Source organism: Pseudomonas sp. PAMC25584 (assembly GCF_058135675.1).
This window is the reverse complement of the sequence record NZ_CM176870.1, coordinates 1,427,783-1,444,419: the sequence shown is the minus strand read 5'-3', so window position 1 is coordinate 1,444,419 and position 16,637 is coordinate 1,427,783. Positions and strand designations below refer to the sequence as shown.

The 16,637-nt window shown below is 57.5% G+C and carries 29 protein-coding genes; 18 read left to right on the top strand and 11 right to left on the bottom strand.

Annotation, left to right across the window (positions count from 1 at the left end):
* Positions 1-164: 164 nt before the first annotated feature.
* Genes ACS5Q8_RS06595 through ACS5Q8_RS06565 form a run of 7 tightly spaced genes read right to left on the bottom strand, consistent with a single transcriptional unit; the run spans position 165 to position 4,631 of the window.
* Complete coding sequence (locus tag ACS5Q8_RS06595; RefSeq protein ID WP_065870011.1) at positions 165-518, bottom strand: antiterminator Q family protein; 354 nt, start codon at positions 516-518, stop codon at positions 165-167.
* 3 nt (positions 519-521) lie between these two features.
* Positions 522-833, bottom strand: coding sequence for a hypothetical protein (locus ACS5Q8_RS06590; protein WP_465159969.1), 312 nt, complete (start codon positions 831-833; stop codon positions 522-524).
* A gap of 5 nt (positions 834-838) precedes the next feature.
* The gene (locus tag ACS5Q8_RS06585; protein WP_465159968.1) at positions 839-2,134 is read right to left on the bottom strand and encodes a tyrosine-type recombinase/integrase; all 1,296 of its coding nucleotides are present in this window, start codon (positions 2,132-2,134) and stop codon (positions 839-841) included.
* Positions 2,131-2,340, bottom strand: a complete 210-nt coding sequence (locus tag ACS5Q8_RS06580) for a hypothetical protein (RefSeq protein ID WP_465159967.1) — start codon at positions 2,338-2,340, stop codon at positions 2,131-2,133. The genes ACS5Q8_RS06585 and ACS5Q8_RS06580 overlap by 4 nt, the downstream gene beginning before the upstream one ends.
* A complete protein-coding gene (dnaB, locus tag ACS5Q8_RS06575; RefSeq protein WP_465159966.1) occupies positions 2,340-3,710 on the bottom strand; it encodes a replicative DNA helicase in 1,371 nt (456 codons plus the stop codon). Before dnaB ends, ACS5Q8_RS06580 begins: the two co-directional genes overlap by 1 nt.
* On the bottom strand, positions 3,703-4,410 hold the full coding sequence (locus tag ACS5Q8_RS06570) for a helix-turn-helix domain-containing protein (RefSeq protein ID WP_465159965.1): 708 nt from the start codon (positions 4,408-4,410) through the stop codon (positions 3,703-3,705). The genes dnaB and ACS5Q8_RS06570 overlap by 8 nt, the downstream gene beginning before the upstream one ends.
* Positions 4,407-4,631: a hypothetical protein gene (locus ACS5Q8_RS06565; protein ID WP_465159964.1), complete on the bottom strand. Its 225-nt coding sequence runs from the start codon at positions 4,629-4,631 to the stop codon at positions 4,407-4,409. The genes ACS5Q8_RS06570 and ACS5Q8_RS06565 overlap by 4 nt, the downstream gene beginning before the upstream one ends.
* Before the next feature lie 138 nt (positions 4,632-4,769).
* Between ACS5Q8_RS06565 and ACS5Q8_RS06560 the strand changes: the two genes are divergently transcribed.
* Positions 4,770-5,177, top strand: a complete 408-nt coding sequence (locus ACS5Q8_RS06560; protein ID WP_465159963.1) for a hypothetical protein — start codon at positions 4,770-4,772, stop codon at positions 5,175-5,177.
* 129 nt (positions 5,178-5,306) lie between these two features.
* Here the strand turns inward: ACS5Q8_RS06560 and ACS5Q8_RS06555 are convergent, their stop codons facing one another.
* Together ACS5Q8_RS06555 and ACS5Q8_RS06550 are read right to left on the bottom strand one after the other, a co-directional pair.
* Complete coding sequence (locus ACS5Q8_RS06555) at positions 5,307-5,729, bottom strand: phage regulatory CII family protein (RefSeq protein WP_102617999.1); 423 nt, start codon at positions 5,727-5,729, stop codon at positions 5,307-5,309.
* A gap of 82 nt (positions 5,730-5,811) precedes the next feature.
* On the bottom strand, positions 5,812-6,006 hold the full coding sequence (locus ACS5Q8_RS06550) for a helix-turn-helix domain-containing protein (RefSeq protein ID WP_465159962.1): 195 nt from the start codon (positions 6,004-6,006) through the stop codon (positions 5,812-5,814).
* Between the two features lie 99 nt (positions 6,007-6,105).
* On the opposite strand from ACS5Q8_RS06550, the gene ACS5Q8_RS06545 reads away from it, so the two are divergent.
* The 11 genes from ACS5Q8_RS06545 (at position 6,106) to ACS5Q8_RS06495 (ending at position 11,981) form a co-directional block, all read left to right on the top strand.
* Complete coding sequence (locus ACS5Q8_RS06545) at positions 6,106-6,837, top strand: S24 family peptidase (protein ID WP_465159961.1); 732 nt, start codon at positions 6,106-6,108, stop codon at positions 6,835-6,837.
* Positions 6,838-6,848: 11 nt separating this feature from the next.
* Positions 6,849-7,076, top strand: coding sequence for a BAR domain-containing protein (locus ACS5Q8_RS06540; protein ID WP_465159960.1), 228 nt, complete (start codon positions 6,849-6,851; stop codon positions 7,074-7,076).
* 109 nt (positions 7,077-7,185) lie between these two features.
* Positions 7,186-7,461: a hypothetical protein gene (locus ACS5Q8_RS06535; RefSeq protein ID WP_465159959.1), complete on the top strand. Its 276-nt coding sequence runs from the start codon at positions 7,186-7,188 to the stop codon at positions 7,459-7,461.
* A gap of 109 nt (positions 7,462-7,570) precedes the next feature.
* On the top strand, positions 7,571-7,858 hold the full coding sequence (locus tag ACS5Q8_RS06530) for a hypothetical protein (protein ID WP_465159958.1): 288 nt from the start codon (positions 7,571-7,573) through the stop codon (positions 7,856-7,858).
* 471 nt (positions 7,859-8,329) lie between these two features.
* Entirely contained in the window at positions 8,330-8,797 is a 468-nt protein-coding gene (locus ACS5Q8_RS06525; protein ID WP_465159957.1) for a hypothetical protein, read from the top strand.
* Positions 8,798-9,092: 295 nt separating this feature from the next.
* Positions 9,093-9,530 (top strand): tellurite resistance TerB family protein, encoded by a 438-nt coding sequence (locus tag ACS5Q8_RS06520; RefSeq protein WP_102623449.1) that lies wholly within the window; start codon positions 9,093-9,095, stop codon positions 9,528-9,530.
* Positions 9,531-9,701: a DUF3927 family protein gene (locus tag ACS5Q8_RS06515; protein ID WP_465159956.1), complete on the top strand. Its 171-nt coding sequence runs from the start codon at positions 9,531-9,533 to the stop codon at positions 9,699-9,701.
* Positions 9,702-10,007: 306 nt separating this feature from the next.
* Positions 10,008-10,367: a hypothetical protein gene (locus ACS5Q8_RS06510; RefSeq protein ID WP_465159955.1), complete on the top strand. Its 360-nt coding sequence runs from the start codon at positions 10,008-10,010 to the stop codon at positions 10,365-10,367.
* Positions 10,367-10,681 carry a hypothetical protein gene (locus ACS5Q8_RS06505; protein ID WP_465159954.1) on the top strand — a complete coding sequence of 105 codons (315 nt, stop codon included), beginning with the start codon at positions 10,367-10,369 and terminating at the stop codon, positions 10,679-10,681. The genes ACS5Q8_RS06510 and ACS5Q8_RS06505 overlap by 1 nt, the downstream gene beginning before the upstream one ends.
* Before the next feature lie 91 nt (positions 10,682-10,772).
* Positions 10,773-11,120, top strand: coding sequence for a YfdP family phage-associated protein (locus ACS5Q8_RS06500; protein ID WP_465159953.1), 348 nt, complete (start codon positions 10,773-10,775; stop codon positions 11,118-11,120).
* 45 nt (positions 11,121-11,165) lie between these two features.
* Positions 11,166-11,981, top strand: coding sequence for a DUF2303 family protein (locus ACS5Q8_RS06495; protein ID WP_465159952.1), 816 nt, complete (start codon positions 11,166-11,168; stop codon positions 11,979-11,981).
* Positions 11,982-12,074: 93 nt separating this feature from the next.
* Here ACS5Q8_RS06495 and ACS5Q8_RS06490 read toward each other — a convergent pair whose 3' ends face one another.
* Positions 12,075-12,863: a hypothetical protein gene (locus ACS5Q8_RS06490; RefSeq protein WP_465159951.1), complete on the bottom strand. Its 789-nt coding sequence runs from the start codon at positions 12,861-12,863 to the stop codon at positions 12,075-12,077.
* Positions 12,864-12,957: 94 nt separating this feature from the next.
* Here ACS5Q8_RS06490 and ACS5Q8_RS06485 point away from each other — a divergent pair, with 94 nt between their 5' ends.
* A complete protein-coding gene (locus tag ACS5Q8_RS06485; protein ID WP_465159950.1) occupies positions 12,958-13,737 on the top strand; it encodes a DUF2786 domain-containing protein in 780 nt (259 codons plus the stop codon).
* Between the two features lie 22 nt (positions 13,738-13,759).
* Here ACS5Q8_RS06485 and ACS5Q8_RS06480 read toward each other — a convergent pair whose 3' ends face one another.
* Positions 13,760-13,993, bottom strand: coding sequence for a hypothetical protein (locus ACS5Q8_RS06480; RefSeq protein ID WP_465159949.1), 234 nt, complete (start codon positions 13,991-13,993; stop codon positions 13,760-13,762).
* A gap of 70 nt (positions 13,994-14,063) precedes the next feature.
* On the opposite strand from ACS5Q8_RS06480, the gene ACS5Q8_RS06475 reads away from it, so the two are divergent.
* The 5 genes from ACS5Q8_RS06475 to ACS5Q8_RS06455 all read left to right on the top strand — a co-directional run bounded on the left by ACS5Q8_RS06475 (position 14,064) and on the right by ACS5Q8_RS06455 (position 16,601).
* Positions 14,064-14,681, top strand: a complete 618-nt coding sequence (locus tag ACS5Q8_RS06475) for a phiTE_072 family protein (RefSeq protein ID WP_465159948.1) — start codon at positions 14,064-14,066, stop codon at positions 14,679-14,681.
* A gap of 131 nt (positions 14,682-14,812) precedes the next feature.
* Positions 14,813-15,283, top strand: a complete 471-nt coding sequence (locus tag ACS5Q8_RS06470) for a hypothetical protein (RefSeq protein ID WP_465159947.1) — start codon at positions 14,813-14,815, stop codon at positions 15,281-15,283.
* Between the two features lie 50 nt (positions 15,284-15,333).
* Entirely contained in the window at positions 15,334-15,522 is a 189-nt protein-coding gene (locus tag ACS5Q8_RS06465; RefSeq protein WP_247404917.1) for a hypothetical protein, read from the top strand.
* A gap of 49 nt (positions 15,523-15,571) precedes the next feature.
* Positions 15,572-15,931 carry a hypothetical protein gene (locus ACS5Q8_RS06460; RefSeq protein WP_465159946.1) on the top strand — a complete coding sequence of 120 codons (360 nt, stop codon included), beginning with the start codon at positions 15,572-15,574 and terminating at the stop codon, positions 15,929-15,931.
* A 49-nt stretch (positions 15,932-15,980) separates the two neighbouring features.
* Positions 15,981-16,601, top strand: a complete 621-nt coding sequence (locus tag ACS5Q8_RS06455) for a hypothetical protein (RefSeq protein ID WP_465159945.1) — start codon at positions 15,981-15,983, stop codon at positions 16,599-16,601.
* Positions 16,602-16,637 lie beyond the last annotated feature (36 nt).

Below are 16,637 nucleotides of genomic sequence, written 5' to 3'. Positions count from 1 at the left end.
TCCCAGCTCGGAGCGATGGGTGTGGTGGAGCCGAAAACGAAAAAGCCCCGGCAAATGCCGAGGCTCAAGGAAGTGTAGAAAGCAAAAAGCCCAACTCTAGGGTCGGGCTTTGCTCGCGGAAAAACCGCAAAGTAACTTAAATCTATATATCGTCCCCGGGCCTGTCAAGCAGCCTGACGACGAATATCTAAAGCCCCATCAATCCAGGCAATGCCGGCCTTCCACAGCCCGCGCGTCTTCTCTTCGCCGAAGCCCATCTTCTTTCCGACTTCCATCAACGAGCTGTCGCGGGTGGTGTAGTACTTCATCAGCACCTGGCCGCATTCGGGGTACCGCTTAAGCAGGCGGCCCATCAAGCCATCGATCATAAGCGCGTCGTCGTCAGTGATCATCGGCGACAGGATGGTGTTCTCGCGGGAGGCGCAGCACGACACACCGGAGCCCAGGACAACCCAGCGGCCCCAATGCTCCAACAGATCCTCGGCGGTGCGTTCTTTAAAGCTCGGTGTGAAGGCCATGGCTCAATCCCCTGTGAAGTTGGTGGCACCTGGGCCACGGCGGTTGTTCTGGTTGTATTGGTCCTGGGCGCCGCCTATTGCTGGAGCGCGACTCTTCTGGTTGCGGCTACGGCGAGCCAGCATGCCCAACTGGATAACCAGGTCGTGCATCAGAAGAGGCTCAAGCGTTTCGGCATGGACGAAACCAGAAGAGTGGCAGCCGATGCATTCGAGCTGATGGAACACACCCTGGACCAAGCCGGCACCACAGCAGGAAGGGCACTCGGTCATCGGTATCAGGCAACGCACAAAGGCGGGGCCACTGCTCTTTTTCATCATTTTTAAACCTCGCCCTTAACAAATTGTGGTTCTGGCTCGCAGACCCCGCCGTTCAAGGCGTCTACGAGGTTTTGCGAATCTTCATATCTAACGCCTGTCTGCGCGTGAATCGCCTTGAAGCCGCGCGTATCTAACCAGTTGTGCCACTTCACCAAGGCCAGGCGGCGCTGCTCTTTGGCCTGGGTGTTGATGTACGTGGAAGCGATCTTGCCCAGGGAGTGGTTCAGCAACATCTCGCCGATGTGGCCGTCGACACCGAGGTCAGTCCAGGCGGTACGCGCCACCTTGCGTAGGTCGTGACTGGTCCAGGCGCCCTGCCCCAACCGCGTGAAGACTGCGCTCGCCTGGTTGTCGCTCAGCGGCTTGCCACGGCCTGACGGGAACAGGAAGCCACCTGCATAGCCTTGGGCGGTCTGGCGGTCACGGTAGCGGCGCAGCAGTGCGACGACTTGGTCGGTCAGCGGCACCCGCAGCTCGGTCTTGGTCTTGGTGTGTTCGGCCGGCAGGAACCACTCGCGCTCCGGCAGCGTGATATCCGCCCAGCGCGACTGGCGGGTTTCACCGATGCGAGTGCCGTGGCACAGCATCATCAAGGCCAGCATCGCGTCCCCCGGCGCACGCTCGAAACGCTCGGCCAGCAGCGCCACCAACTCGGGCACCTGCACATCGCGCAGTCGGGCGGGCTTGGGCTGGATTCGCGCCGATGTGAAGTTGCTGAACTTCAGCTCGGCCATGGGGTTGATGGGTATCAGATCGAGCTTGCGCGCCTGACGAAAGGCCATGGCGAGCAGCCGGTACAACTGCTGCACATACGACAGCGACAGCTCAGCCTGGGCGGGCCACATAAGCAGCTTGTCCAGGCTCTGTGCACTCACATCCCGAAGCAGCAGATCGTCCAGGCGCGGTTTGAGTTGGCAGCCGACGGCGGACTTGATGGCTGAGCGGCGCTTGTCGGAAAGCGCGCGGGACTTAGCCATGCGGTCACCGAACCAATCAAGTAGCTCGCCCACGGTCAACCAGCCCGACACGCTGGCCGCGCCGTCCGCCGCCACGCGCAAGCGCACCGCCGGCAACGCCGCGACCACCTGCTTGGTGTTCAGGTCAGGAAAGGCGCCAATACGGTGCCACTGGCGCTTGTTGAGCAAGTACCAGGAACCGCGCGCACGGTTCTTCGCGAAACGAAAGTGCAGCGCCGGGTGACTGGCATCGCGCAGATCACGCACATGCTCAAGTTTGGCATTGCGGGCGATCTCGGCATCCGACAGCTTCACCGTCAGGGTTTTGATTTGGGTACTCAAAACGCGCCCTCCTCCGGGTCAAGAAGGTCGATCACCTCAAACGTCGACGGCCACATCCATCCGCCGTATCGAATCGCCATGGCCTTATCAAAAAACAGCGCTAAGGCATGATCTGGTGCACTTCCAAGGTCCAGCTTGGAAGAACAGCAAAACACCGCATAGCGGTACTCGGTGGGTGCAGGAACGGCAAGGCGAGGCTCAGCCATCAGAAATTTTCCTTTGTTTTGTAGCGGTCAGCCATGCTGGTGACTTTTGCTGGTTTGGACGGTTCAACCCATCCCGAAGCCAGTTGTTCGAATCGGCTGTACTGCCCGAGGAAGGCAGCGCGAACGGTGCCGCCGGCGATGTCTCTGCCCTTGCCAATGATGATTTCGGCAATACCCTTCGCTTCCGAGTGCTCGTGATAAACCTCGTCGCGATACACGAAAAGGATGATGTCCGCGTCCTGCTCAATGGCGCCGGATTCGCGCAGGTCAGAACACAGCGGGCGCTTGTTAGGGCGCTCTTCGCATTTACGGGAAAGCTGACTGAGCAGGATCACCGGGATGCCCAGTTCACGAGCCATGAGCTTCGCGGTTCGGGTCATGTGACTCACTTCCTGCTCTCGACTGAACGTGCGTGAGTCGGAGTCGACCAACTGCAGATAGTCGATAACCATCAGATCCAGGCCGTATCGGCGCTTGTGACGACGCGCAGCAGCGCGCATCCGGTTCATCGACATCGATGCGCGGTCCGACAGGTACAGGTTGGAATGTTTGAGTTTCGCGGCAGCGCTCATCAACTCGGCACCGTATTCGTGCGGGGCTTTACCGTTCTTGATCAACTGGAGCGGTACTCGCCCTTCGGATGCCATGAAGCGATCCATCAGGCCGGTGTTATCCATTTCAAGACTGAACGCCATCACGCTCTTGCCCTCGCGAATAGCGGCATTGGAGGCGATGTTCATGGCCAACGTAGTTTTCCCCATGGCTGGACGGCCCGCGATGATGATCAACTGGCCGGGCTTCAACCCTTGGAGCTTCTCGTCCAAGTCGGCAATGCCGGTGGACAAGCCGTCGATACCCTCCCCCCGATCAGCTCTGGCCTGCAGCACCTCGATGTAATCGTCGAGGATGTCCTCGGCCTTGATCACCTCGGACGTAGCCGACTGGCTGTCGACGGCCTGAGCTTCGGCCTGCACCGCTGCGACCTTGTCCGCCGTGGGCTGGTCGCCGTAAGCGATATCGTTGATCCGAACACTCAATTCAATCAGCGATCTATCCAGGCTTCGCTCGCGGACGGTGCCTGCGTAGGAGGCAGCATTCGCAACGCTGGGGGTGTTGCGCGCGATCTCGGCGGCGTAAGCGAAGGCGGGGGAGCCGCAAGGCAGGTCACCGATTCGAGCGCCGATAGTCACGATATCGACCGGCTGGCCGGCACCGTGCAAGTCCAAAATTCCGCGATAGATTGCGGCGTTGTCCTCGTAGTAAAAATCCTCGACCGCGAGGTCGGCACTGAGCAAGTCGATCAGTTCCGGGCGCAGGAACATTGCTCCAAGCACGCCGTGTTCGGCCTCAAGGCTGTATGGATCACGCATTGAAATTACCCTCGATGACCTTCACAAAGTTGCCCGGCGAGATGAGCCAATCGAACACGGCGCGGAAAGGTTTACCGTTTCGCCCTTCTGTCTGGCCCATCAGGAATGGGCTCGCCGCGACCAACTTGAAGAAGTCAGCCCAGAAATCGAGATCCTGGTGAACCACACTCTCGTTCCACCGGGCATTGATCTTGGCTACACGGTCCTTGGTGATCATCACGACCTGAGGAAGTCCAGGAAGCGTTTCGTTGAACAAGTCGACGATGGCCTGAGTCGGGCATTTCGGCTTCGAGGCTTTCGACGAATCCTGAGCAGCACGAGAAGGTGATGGTTCACTTGATGGTTCTATTACGGTTCTGGGTGCGGCTGCTGCGGGGGGGGTGTGCTTCTCCTGCGGGGGTGGTGGTGCATCAGATGCGGGGCGCACCTCCTGCGGGGGTGCGTATGCTGCGGGGGTCAGGGTGTACATAGTCGAGCGCCCCATGCGTTCGCGAAACGACAGAATCCCCGATGTTCCCAGCCACTTGATTGCCGACTGAACAGTGCGCTCACCCAAGCAAGTGCGCTCAGCGATACGAGCAATAGAAGGCCAGCAAACACCCTCGTCGTTTGCGTTGTCAGCCAGCGATATCAGAACAGCCTTCTGCGGGCCGCTCATGCCTTGCAACGGCCAGCACAGGCTCATGATGATGGTGCTCATGCGGAAACTTCCTGGGCAGGGGCCAGGGACGCCTTCAAGTGATTGAGGCATTCCCGGCGGTATTTGGTTTTTGACGCGAGCGAGTACTGACCGCCAATCACGAGGGCGGCATTCATCGCAGCAGATTGATCTGAGACTGCGTGTCGCGACACCTTTTCGGACTCGCTGGAAAGTGTCGCGACATCGCCTGAACTATTGACTGCTGGGGTGTTTTTGATCATTATCGACCTCGCAAAAAAGTTGTACTGAACCGCCCTGCCAGGCGGTTTTTTTATGCCTGCGATTCAGGCGTTATGGGTGTCCGGCGCATCCGTGGTAGCTTTTTGCTTCCACACGAAAAGGCCTCGGAGGCCGGACAAATGAAAGCGAAGGAAATCAACTACGAAATTTTGTGGCACAAGTGCGTCGACGATCAGGACGAGGCGATCCGAAAGCTTCCTCGAACCATCGAGAGTCATGACTCGAAGCTCTCGCGTGCGGCGTTTGGCATCTACAAACTGCAATGCTTCTGCGAGCGTTTGGTGGCGAAGTACGCCAGCCCGTGGCTGGAACTTAAGCCGGTCGAGGCCGGGCGCCTGTACTTGCTCAACAAGCATCACTGGCACCCTTCGCAGGTAAAAGACCTGAACCTTGTTGATCTACTTCTCCTACTTCATGAAGAGCTGATCGAGATGAAGCTGACAAAGGAGGAATTTGATCCGGTGCACAACTGGGCGATGCACCAGGATTGCTACGCTGAGCTTGCGGCTTCGAGTTCCAATCTTTAACCACTGGAAGCACTCTCTCTACCGACGGGTCCAGGAACGAAAACCTGGACCCTTTCGGCTTAAAAAATCGAACGATGGCGGAAATCATCTCTATTCCCTTCCTATGCACTGTATGAATTGGCCTGAAGATCAGGCTGCCTTTAGCGATTCGCGCAAAACTTGCAGAGCGTCTATCGCCTCAAGGATTGCTTTATCGCCCTGGGCTTTTTCGTGCTGGCTGATGTGGTTGTCCGCCGTGGCATCGAAAATCAATCGACCAACATCACCGCATTCCGCGGACAATAGGCCCAGCGCGGTCATCAGCGGTTTGGCTTTAGGCTTTTCACGAGCCACGAGGTCAAAACCGAATTGGTCAGCGAGCGCCACCAGCGGGCGCATGTCTTGTGTGTGGAGCAGCACGCCAAACAGATGCTCGATCGTTAGGTGGTGCGCCGCGTTGTCCGGGTTTGAGCGCTGCAGAAGGCTCACGTGAGCCATGCACATTTTTCCTGCCAGCTCCTCTGCCCCGCTTTCCTTGATGGTGGTGTGGCAAGCCCTCAAGAAATCTTCCATTCGTAAAACCTCAAATCTGTTTCAGTGGTGCCCCGACGGTTCAGGGGCGATCATTTAGTCAATGCGATGGCGGACAGGGATGTTAGGCGGCTGTTTTCTTCGCGCCTTTGGCGTCCAGCTCCTTGAAAACATCCGGCCTGGCAATGCGCAGAAACATCATCCGAGCCCTCGGGATTCCGTATTTCCTCCAATCGCTTACCGATGGAGGCCGAACTTCACACAGCTCAGCGACACGGAAAGTGCCACCGAGAGCGTCGATAATTTCATTTGGGTTCATGCCTGATTTCTCCGGCTATTCGCATAGGCACGGATATTAGGCATGCCTTTTATTTAGGTCAATAGGAATACCTTAGATGCCCAGTGTTAGGCTCACCTAATGAGGACACTTCAAGAACGGTTAAAACTGGCTATGGCTGGCCCGCCAAAGGTTACGCAGGCCGCTCTGGCGCGCGCTTGCGGCATTCGCGCGCCGTCCGTGAACGACTGGATTTCAGGGAAAACCAAGACGATTGAGGGGCAGAATCTTTTGATCGCCGCCGACTATCTGAAGGTGATGCCGATGTGGCTGGCTACTGGAAAGGGCCCGATGCATAAGAGGACGGATGGTGGAGCGCAGCCTGCAAGCAAGGAGAGCAATGTCGTGCCGATTGAGTCTCGCCGAAAATCGCAAGATTCCAGCTTCATCACGATCCCTCAGTTGGACGTGGCCGGGTCAATGGGCCCGGGAAGGGTGCCGCCAGACCACATTGAGGTCATCAGAGATATCACGGTTCATCTCGACTGGCTGAAGACGCAGGGCTTGTCATATTCCAAGCTAGAGAACTTGGCCATCATCGATGGCGACGGTGACAGCATGGAGGGCACGTTCCGCGACGGCGACGCCTTGCTGGTAGATCGCGGCATCACCGAGATTCGCACCGATGCGATCTATGTCTTCACGTTGGATGGAGAGCTTTTCATTAAAAGGCTACAGCGCCTGACTGGCGGCTCTTTGCGCATGATTTCAGACAATCCCGTGTATCCGGCAATAATGATTGAGAGTGACATGCTTCCTAGAGTTCACATCCAGGCTCGCGTTCTTTTGGTTTGGAACGCTCGAAAGCTATAGGAGCCCCCCCCATGCCCCTCACCAAGCCAAACCAGCAGCTACGCCGCGACCTCAAGGCCATCGCCTTCAACCTTGAGCAGTCCTGTATCGACCTGGGAAAGCTGGCGGAAAAGCTCAGTGATGCCGATGCCATAGCCCTGATGGGTTTGGTGGGCACGCTCTATGAGGAAGCCGATAGGTTAGTGGGTTATGCGGATGAGGTGAAGGCGGGGAGGATTGCGCGAGCCAAGCCTGAGTAGTCATGTTGGAAGCATTTTAGAATTTCGATTGAGCGCACAGCGCATGGAGATGGATGTGAGTCAGCCCACAAACACGACGATAATCCCGCACGTTCAAGCGGGAAGCTATATGGATGAGCAGGTTGATCAGTTCGATGCTTTCGCTATCAGCTGGAACGAGCAGGATGCGGTACATGTAACGTTTGGTAGAACCTCCCTTCTCGTTAAAACATCCAAAATTGTGAACTATGCAGAAAGGCCCGCCGAGATCGAAACAGGAGAGGCTGAATTGTTCCGTCTGGATGTTGGCGCTGTGACAATGCCTATCGAGACAGCTCGATCACTAGCGAAGACCCTATCTAAAATGGTCGAGCAATTCGATTCACGGAAATCGGAGAATGAGTAGATTGAATGCGGTTTTGGACTCCAAGGGACACATCGTTCCGGTAAGGAAAGGTGACAGAAGCTCAGACACCGGCAATACTGGCGGGGAAGAACCTCCAGGAGGGCATCAAATGGAAGCGCGTGTAGCGACCCTTGAAAAATCTATCCCCGAAATACGGGAGGCGCTTGCACGCATTGAAACGACCCTAGGTTCATTCGATAAGCATGTGTTCCCGAACCTGGCTACCAAAGCCAACATTATCGAAGAAACCAGCAGCACTAATCTTGCCGTTGCTAACTTCCGCACCGAAATTACCCGGGTCGAAGGCTCGATGATCAAGTGGTTCATCGGTACCGCTATCGTTCTATCTGGCGGTATCGGTGCAATCGCATTTGGTCTGGCTCGCTCGCTGAGCTGATTTTCACCCCGAACCAAAAAGCCCGGTCCAGCGCCGGGCTTCTTGTATCTGCCCTTCCCGACCTGAATCCGCGACCCGCCACTGAGCGGGTTTTTCATGCCCAACGAAAAATAATTAGGTATACCTATTGACTGTAAAAGAAGGAATGCCTAATGTTCACCCCATCGAGTCATCCAGCAGGGACTCGCCAGGGCCTCACGGCCTGAACCGCTCTTTAACAGTCAGCGCAACAAACAACAGACCGCATTGCCTCTACCGGCGACCGGCGAGCAGACAGGCCCGAAAGCCTGCCAACGACAGGAACAACCTGGACGGCTGCTCGATGGCGAAACGCCAGAACCGTGTATGCCCAGTAGGCACGAATGACCCGGCAAGCAATGCGCCCCGCCCCTTCCGGCGGCAATAGGACGGACAGCATCACTGAAGCACCTTCTTGCGAGGGTGCTTTGGGATGATCAAGAGGAAAGGCACATGACCCAAGATTCAGTTGCAGCAATCGACCCTGCGTCCAAACGATGCGTGCTCATTGGAAGGGGCGACGCGGAATACCTGAAAGAGCTTTTCGATATGGGTCTGATTCTGGTGCCGGCCGAGCGGGCCAGCGCCGTGAAGGCGCTGCACGAAATCCACCCTGACATCTTCAAGCTCAACAGTGAGCCAAGCACACACGCCTACCCCGCTATAAGCCAACCAGAATTCAAGAGCCGTATCGAAGCGGCGTTTGTATCAGTAGCATTTCAAGGTCAAATCGGCCTCAGTACAAGACTTGCACTAATGCACCCGAGCACTGACTTGGACAGGGACAGCTGCGCCAAGTACGCAACGATAGTCCTCAGTCGTCTAGTAGTTGCCTTCCTAGATCTTCTGCCTGCTGAGCGTTCTGCCCAGATCCAGCAAGAACTAGCTGAATACCTGTCTTCAGATTTCGAATGTCCATAACGAAGTGCCAGTTGCCGTTGTCCAGCTCAATCACATCCCCCTGCTCCACCAGATTCACGGACTCGTAACTCTTCGGAGCCATGTCTCCCTCATTTGCTTCGAACTTCAATTTATAGCTGTGCATTGTGCAGCGCCCTCCTTTGCAGGCTGTGTTGTGTGAGAGCGCTCAGCCTAGCGCAAAGCCCGTCACCTGGGCAGTGGTGAGCTGGCCGCCGGCCACCCTATTGGAAACGCATCGCTGCTGCACCTTGGCGACAGGGTGCAGCGGGATGTCACCCAACCCAGAGGAATAACCATGTTAGGCAAATTGTTCGGCAAGAAATCCGGCGAAGCGCGTCAGGCCCTGGCCGTGATGACTAATCGCGATCTGATGCAGGCTTCGGTTTATGGCGTGTTCTACGTCGCTTCTGCCGATGGCGATATCGAAAAGGAAGAACTCGAAAAGATCGAGAAGCTGATCAACAACTCGGCGGCCCTGAAAGGGTTCGGCGCCGAGCTGAGCAACACCATCGACCGGGCCAAGGCTGACTTCAATGATGGCGGCCCTCGCATCATCCGTCAGAACGCCGAAAAGGAACTGAAGGACCTGGCCCATAGCGTCGACGACGCGGCCACCGTCCTGAACTTTATGCTGACCGTGGCCGAGGCGGACGGCGAGATCGAGCCAGCCGAGATGGTCGTGCTGGAGAAGGCCGCCAAGATCATGAACCTCAACCTGAAAGATTACCTGTAAATGCCGCTGTTCAAGGAGATGGTGAACAACCTGCGGGCATTCCTCATCGTGGCCTTGCTCTTTGGCGTGGTGTTGATCGATTCGGTCTCTCGGATCATCAGCATGTGCGCCGACGGCTTTCTCGCAGTGCTCATCCTGCTGCTGATCTGGCCACTGATCAAAAAGCCCTGACTCAACCTTCTGCCCATTCACTGAGTGGGCAGCGGGATGCGGACGAACACCCGGCGCGCGCCGGCCACCTGCATTTCAACCCACCCAGAACGGAGGATTGGCAGCCATGTGAACTTCAAACCCAGGCGCTCGACCGCCACCCCTGCGTGACATAGGGAGGTCTATGTAACGCAACGAAAAGCCCGGTCCCTACCGGGCTTTTTTACGGCTCGCCTTTATTCGTCAGCACCCTCCCCTGGGCCCACCGGCACGAAGCAGGCGGTCAGGCTGCTGACGAATAAACGCAACCACAACCAAGGAGTCGGCATGAACCCAGCCATCCAACAAAGCCAAGCCGTTCTGCAGGCCCTGCGGGAACGTGTTTCGCTTTCCACTTCGGAGATGTACCAGATGATCGGTCGCGAAGAACCAGTGAAGACGCCCCGTTTCAACGTGGTGCCGCTCGGCAAGAACCTGTTCGATGTTGTCGAGCGCTCCACCGGCGTTTCCCGCGGCGAACGCACCGGCCACGACGGCGCGTGCCAGTACGCTGATCAGCTCGAGCGCAACGCCGACTTCTTCGAAGCGGCGAAGGCAACGTCGAAGCGTTTCGGATTCCGCATGCTGCGCTGGACGCTTGGCTTCTCCGCAATGCTGGTGGTGTTCGCCTACTACGGTGCGCAGTAATGATTGGCGTGCCGATGGCCAACCCGAAAGACGCGGTGATCGCCGACCTCAACCGCCAGATTGATGCGTTCTACGGCGCGGGCAAGACGGTACAGGCCATCCCGAGCGGCGCCAGCGCTGGCGGCCCTTTCAATGGCACCACCGCCCACCACGAACGCCTGCGTGCCCAGCGCGACAAGCTGGCACCGTCGGTGCGCGCCGAAGCGGCCAAGGGCGTAGTAGCCAGCGAGGCAGCAAAGAGCCTGGGCATGCACATCAAGCGCATAACGCTGATCGCCCAGGAGAACGGCTTCAAGTTCGCCGACACCCCATGAAGCGCATCAACAACCAGGTGCGCCAGCGCCTTCGCCAGTCGCAATTAAACCTACCACCCAGCGGCCTGCAGGCCATCCCGGAGAAACAGCCATGTCCACAGCAACAGATACCGCCGAGTTCCTCGAGGAGCTCAACGGCGGCGCCTTCGCCAGCCAGATCGGCCACGCCCTTTCCGAAGTAGCCGCCGGTGTTGTTGACCACGGTAAGGCCGGCAAGCTGGTCATTACCCTGGACTTCAGTCAGATCGGCGAATCCAGCCAGGTGAAGATCAAGCACAAGCTCGACTACAAGGTGCCGACCAAGCGCGGTACCCGCAGCGAGAACACCAGCCTGGACACGCCGATGCACGTTGGCTCCGGCGGAAGGATCACCCTCTTCGCTGAAAAGCACGATCAGCTCTTCACCCGCGAAGAAGCGCCAATCAAGCCCCGTACCTGATCAACCCCACCTCACCCTCCCTTCCGCAACCCAAGGAAATAACCGATGTCACTTACCAAAGATGCAATTCAGCTCATCACCGATACCGCGCTGGAAGCCACCGGCAAAAAGCTGGAAACGCTGATCCCTACCGTGGTGTTGCCGGAAAGCGCAAAGGTCATCGATCTTGAGCGCTTCCAGGCTGGCCGCAGCCGCTTCCGTGGCACATACAGCACCCACTCACTGGCTGATTTCGGCGCTTACGTCGTTGAACGCGCAGCGCCTGGCGCCCGCGGCTTCATCAATCAGGACGAAATGAGCTGCGGCCTGCTGTTCAACCTCGGCACTGCCGCAGTACCTGGCCACGCCGACGACCGCGCCATCCTTCGCCTGAAGGCAACAGCCGGCTACACCGCCGCCCAGGCAATCGGTGGGCGCGGTATCAGTCAGAAGGATTTGAGCGATTGGATCGAAGACTGGCACCAGTACCTCACCCCGGTCGACGAAGCCGGTAACCCCATCCCTGTGGCCAAAGCCATTGCTGCAGTGCGCACCATCACCATCAAGGCGTCGAGCGAATCAGAAACCACGGTAGGTGAAACCAGCGCCAGCCGCAGCGCAATGGATCAGATCGAAGCGCGCAGCAAGGAGACCCTGCCGGTATCCCTGCAATTTCGGACGGTCCCGTTCGAAGGCCTGACCGAACAACAGATCACCCTGCGCCTCTCGGTCATCACCAGCGGCTCCCAGCCGGTACTGAAACTGCGTTGGGTTGGCGAAGAGGTCCAACGCGAAGACATCGCCCAGGAGTTCAAGGCAGTACTTCAACGCAATATTGGCGAGGCTGCAGTATTGTCGCTGGGCGCGTTCGATCCGAAATAACATAAACCATTGGACTGAGGGCGCCAGGGGCGCCTCTCTTTTTATCCCGAGGAAAGCCCAGAAGCACTTCTGGGCCTACAGAAACCATTAGCACTATTTCGAAAACAACCGTTGTATCCTTGGCGGGCTATCCAGTAGCACAGGGCAAGAAGGTAGGCTTCTCGCAAAGTAGTAATCGGTCGAGCGTGCAATAGCGGCCTGATTGATAACAGCGACTTCGTTGCGAGTGAGAGTTGAGTTCGGTTGGTCAGCAATAATCATCAAATTGGGGGAAACGGGAACAATCATCATGTCTTGGAAACAATCAGGAACGATGAACTCTCCTTCTCCTGCACGCACAATCCCCCACTGCATATCCCGGTTATCGTGGCGGAAAGTGTTCATGTAGCCGAATACATGTATGCGCGCTGCGAAGCGCCCAGGCATAACTCCATCTCTAAAAAACATCACGTGTTTTTCCTCAAGGATCTCCTGCTCATCCTTAGTTAGAAAATCACCATGACGCCCCTGTATTTCAACGTCATCAAGCCCTTCTGCTCTGAGTTTTCGCCTGGTTCTCCATAGCGAAAAGAAGTCTTCAACGACGATTTTCTCAAAACATCCAATAACCTTAGAAGCGCCAGACAAGATGGATTCAGCCAAAGCCTGGAACCGATCCTCAATGCCTTTACCTATGCCAGCTTCAGTACCTTGATCCCATACGCGCTTGGCGCAAAACAGACTGTTTGTGGAGCTTACCCGGATGACTTTCGCACCATCCTTCCGACACAGCTGAACCAGGCCATTTTCATCTGAAAATCTATCAATACTTTTCTTTGGAAAGACATGTTGATTGATCGTCAACTTATGCGGGTTTCCCTTCTGCGTTGCTTCAAACCCCATATTTCCCTCGGCGACTTAATTGGCATATCGCTCCACTTTAGCTGATCCCAGAATATCCACCACCGACCGGGAGCATCCCGGCACAGGATCCCCTATGTCCGCACAACAGATTGACGAAAAGAAGCTCGAACGTGCGATCCGCAAGATCAAGCACTGCCTGGCACTGGCGCAGAGCGCCAACGAGAACGAAGCTGCAACGGCACTTCGGCAGGCACAGGCATTGATGCGCGAGTACCGGCTGACCGAAATGGATGTGAAGTTGAGCGACGTAGGTGAAGTTGAGTCAGCCCTGTTCCGCGCCAAGCGTCGACCAGCGTGGGATCAGCAACTGAGCATCGCTGTAGCAGACGCATTCAACTGCACGACCCTGCGGCGCCAGAAGTGGAGTTGCTCGAAAGGCCAAATCATTGAATGCGCGACATTCGTCGGCGTCTCTCCCGCCCAGAACATCGCCCTATACGCGTATGAGGCGCTGCACACCAAGCTCGCCCAGGCGCGTAAGGCGTATTGCTCCTCCGTCAGATCTGGGGTGCATCGCAGTCAGTATTCAGCAGAAACCGCAGGCGATCACTTCGCATTGGCGTGGGTTTGGGAGGTCCAGTCGAAGCTGAAAGCCCTTGTGCCTCAAGGCGACGATGATCCGCTCGCCCGCCCCGGCACCGGCCAAGACGTCGTCGCGATTCAGGCACAGGACAAGGCATTGATCAGCGAATATCTCGCCACCCAAGACATTAGAGAGTCACGGAAAAGTAAGGGTGTGGAGTTAGATCTGAACGCCCAAATCGCCGGGATGCTCGCTGGAAGCAAGGTTGAACTGCACGCCGGCATCGCGCGCGGTGGCGAGGATACCCTCGCGCTTTCCGTACTCGCCTGAACTCCCTATGCCCACAGAAAACCTATAGGTCTGCCCCAGCAATCAGCCTGGTCCCAACCTCACGCCCAGAGACCTGCGCCAGGCCACGGTCGACATAGGTTCGGTCACCCGCAACAACAGGCACCACCACCTCACCACCACGCTTTATCTCGACGTTGATACGCCAGGTCTCCCGACCCTCATCGTCCTTGTCGCATTCCATGTAGTTCCAAACCTGAAAGCCTTCGATCTCATCGTAAATATCGTGCTTGGTCATGGTCCAGCCAATTTATAGGAAGGGGCCATCGTAGCACCACACCCCGGGCATGGCCCGGCAAGGACTCCCCATGCCTACAGAAAACCAAATCGCCGCGCCACTGCAGGTGGAGCGCTCGACAGTCACAAAGCTGTTCATCACCGGCGCGCCACGGCTGGACCCGATCACCGTCTTCCTCGAGGACCTGGCGCCATGCAAGGGCAAGATCACCGTGAGCTGCTGGGGCAAGAGCTGGACGGCCTACTGGGGCGGCATGTGGGATGGCCTGAGCATCGGGCAGTTCTTCTGCGAGCTGAATACCGGCTACATCATCGGCTACTTCGATCAGGCAATGAACCCGCGCCAGTTCAGTGGTGATGCGCTTGCAAGTGAAGCGCAGCGCCTTGTCCTGAAAGAGCGACGCCAATTTTGTTACGGCCCGGGCGAGGCGCGTGAACGGTTCGATGAGGCGGAGGATCTGCGCGACTCACCATCAATTGATCATCTCCACGGCGCTCACAGCGAGCTGATGACGAAGCTGTTCGGTGATGAGTGGTGGCACCTGACCAACGATGCCACCGAGCCAAACCCAGACTACGCCTATCTAGAGCGAATTATTCACGCGGTCCAGCAGGCGCTGCGCCAGGAACGGCAGGCCGGCATGACGTCTGTGAATACCCATGATCTGGTAACGAGGGAGGCTGTATGAGCCGATTCTGTTTTTGTAACTGCCCTGCAGGTTTCTCCGCCGAGCCTGAGCGCCACGCACCTGATTGTCCCGGGCGATCCGGCGCGGGCAAGGCGCGGACTCCAGTGCCAGCTACCACTCCGGCGCTGAAGGTGACCGCCGCCGAAGAACTGGACGCAGTGCTGCACTGGCGCGGCAAGCACGAGATCGCGGTCCGGGAGCGTGATGGCCTGCAGTTGAGCCTGAACACGGCAGATCAAACCATTGATGATCTCAGTGCTGCTGTTTCCCGGCGCACGAAGCGGGTTCGTGAGCTGGAGGCGCAGCTTGCCTGCGCCTTGGACGCCCTCAATGAGGTGGTCAAGGCCTCAGCTATGTACGAAAAGCCCTTTGAGATTGCGACCCTGGCTATCGGTGAAATGTCGGCCATGGCCGAGCAGCCCGCGCCGGTAGCGGTGGTGATGCCTGAACGCCTTGCGCAGATCCTCAAGTTCCTTGAAGGCGCCGAGAACCTGGATGGCTACTGGTTTGGCGAGCCAGGGCCTCACGGAAGTAAAGTTTGGTGGCGCGCCGAGCTACGCAAGGCCCTGACCGAAACAAACCTCTTCGCCAAACAGCAGTAACCCCTCCCCCTTCAAAGTCAGCCGCTATAGCGGCAAGGACGAACTCGCCCATGAAAAGAACAGTCGTGCTCACCGGCAAAGCAGTCGTGAACTTCCGAAAGGTCATTGAGAGCGTCGATGACGATGAAGTGCAGGAGCTGCTGACAAGCAATGACCATCGGGAAATGCAGATTGACGACGATGACCTGCTAGATATCGAATGGATTCACGACGATGTCGATATCAAGGTGACACCATGATCGCCACGCTCTGGTTCGCCTACGCCTTCATCTACAAGGGGCCGAGGCCATGAAAGCCCGCATCGAGAAGAAGCTGAGCAAAAGCCTTGTTCACCTGCACCCATCCCTTTACTACCGGAACTCATGGATCGACAAGGATGAGCCATCCGAACTGGCCTACGAACAAAGCACACGGGTAAGCAATGTGCTGTCTGTGGGTGGAGGCACGGACTATTGGGGCGACGGCCAGGAAGCTTACACCGTATGGGCTGACTGGAAATCGAACTGGATGTGGCATGGCTCTTTCGCCGAGTACCCGCATGGTCACGACCTTGCGCGCTACCCAAACACTGAAGGCTTCAGGCCGACCACCCGCAACCTGCTGAAGCTCGCCGCCGACTGCGAGCTGGCTTCGAAAGCAAAGCCCTAACCCCAATCCCCCTACATGCCTGCCGGTGAGCGGCGGGCGAGGTATTCCCATGTCCGAAGAAACTGAAGTGCTGTATGTCGTCCACGCCCAGGGCCCCGACGATCTGTACGCGGCCGCCAGCAAAGAGGAAGCCGACACACTGGCTGCCAAGCAGAACGAACTGGTGCCGATGGCGAATTGCATTGTGATCGTCAGTCCGTGGGCTCCGGTCGAGCACTGGAAAACCCTCGCCGAGCAGAATGCGGAAGACGCAAAGTACCTGCGCAGCGGCTGGCAAGCCGACCTGAACCGGCTCAACGCTGCGAAAGCTGAAATCACCGCACTGAGCAAGAACGTGATCAATATGACCCGCGAGGACTTCGATGCAACGTTGAACAACCTTCGCAGGATGGGCGCCAGCATCGACGGCGACAACGCCTACAAGCGCGACCTGTGCGACACGATTATCGGGGCCCTGGCCATGGGCGCCCAGAACACCAACGCGCCGCCGGCGGATCACTGGGGGCAGCGCTTCTGGGATATCGGCCGGGAGGAGCGTGCGATGCAGGAAGAGCTGCTCGAAAGCCTATCCAACTTGGTCGGCCTGGCGAGACTCGGCGCCGCCAGGCTCGACAAGTACCATGCAGCCCTTGCTCATGCCGAAGCAGTAATCGCCAAGGCCACTCGATAAACCACCTTCTGCCGCCCAGCGCGGCAAGGACACCCC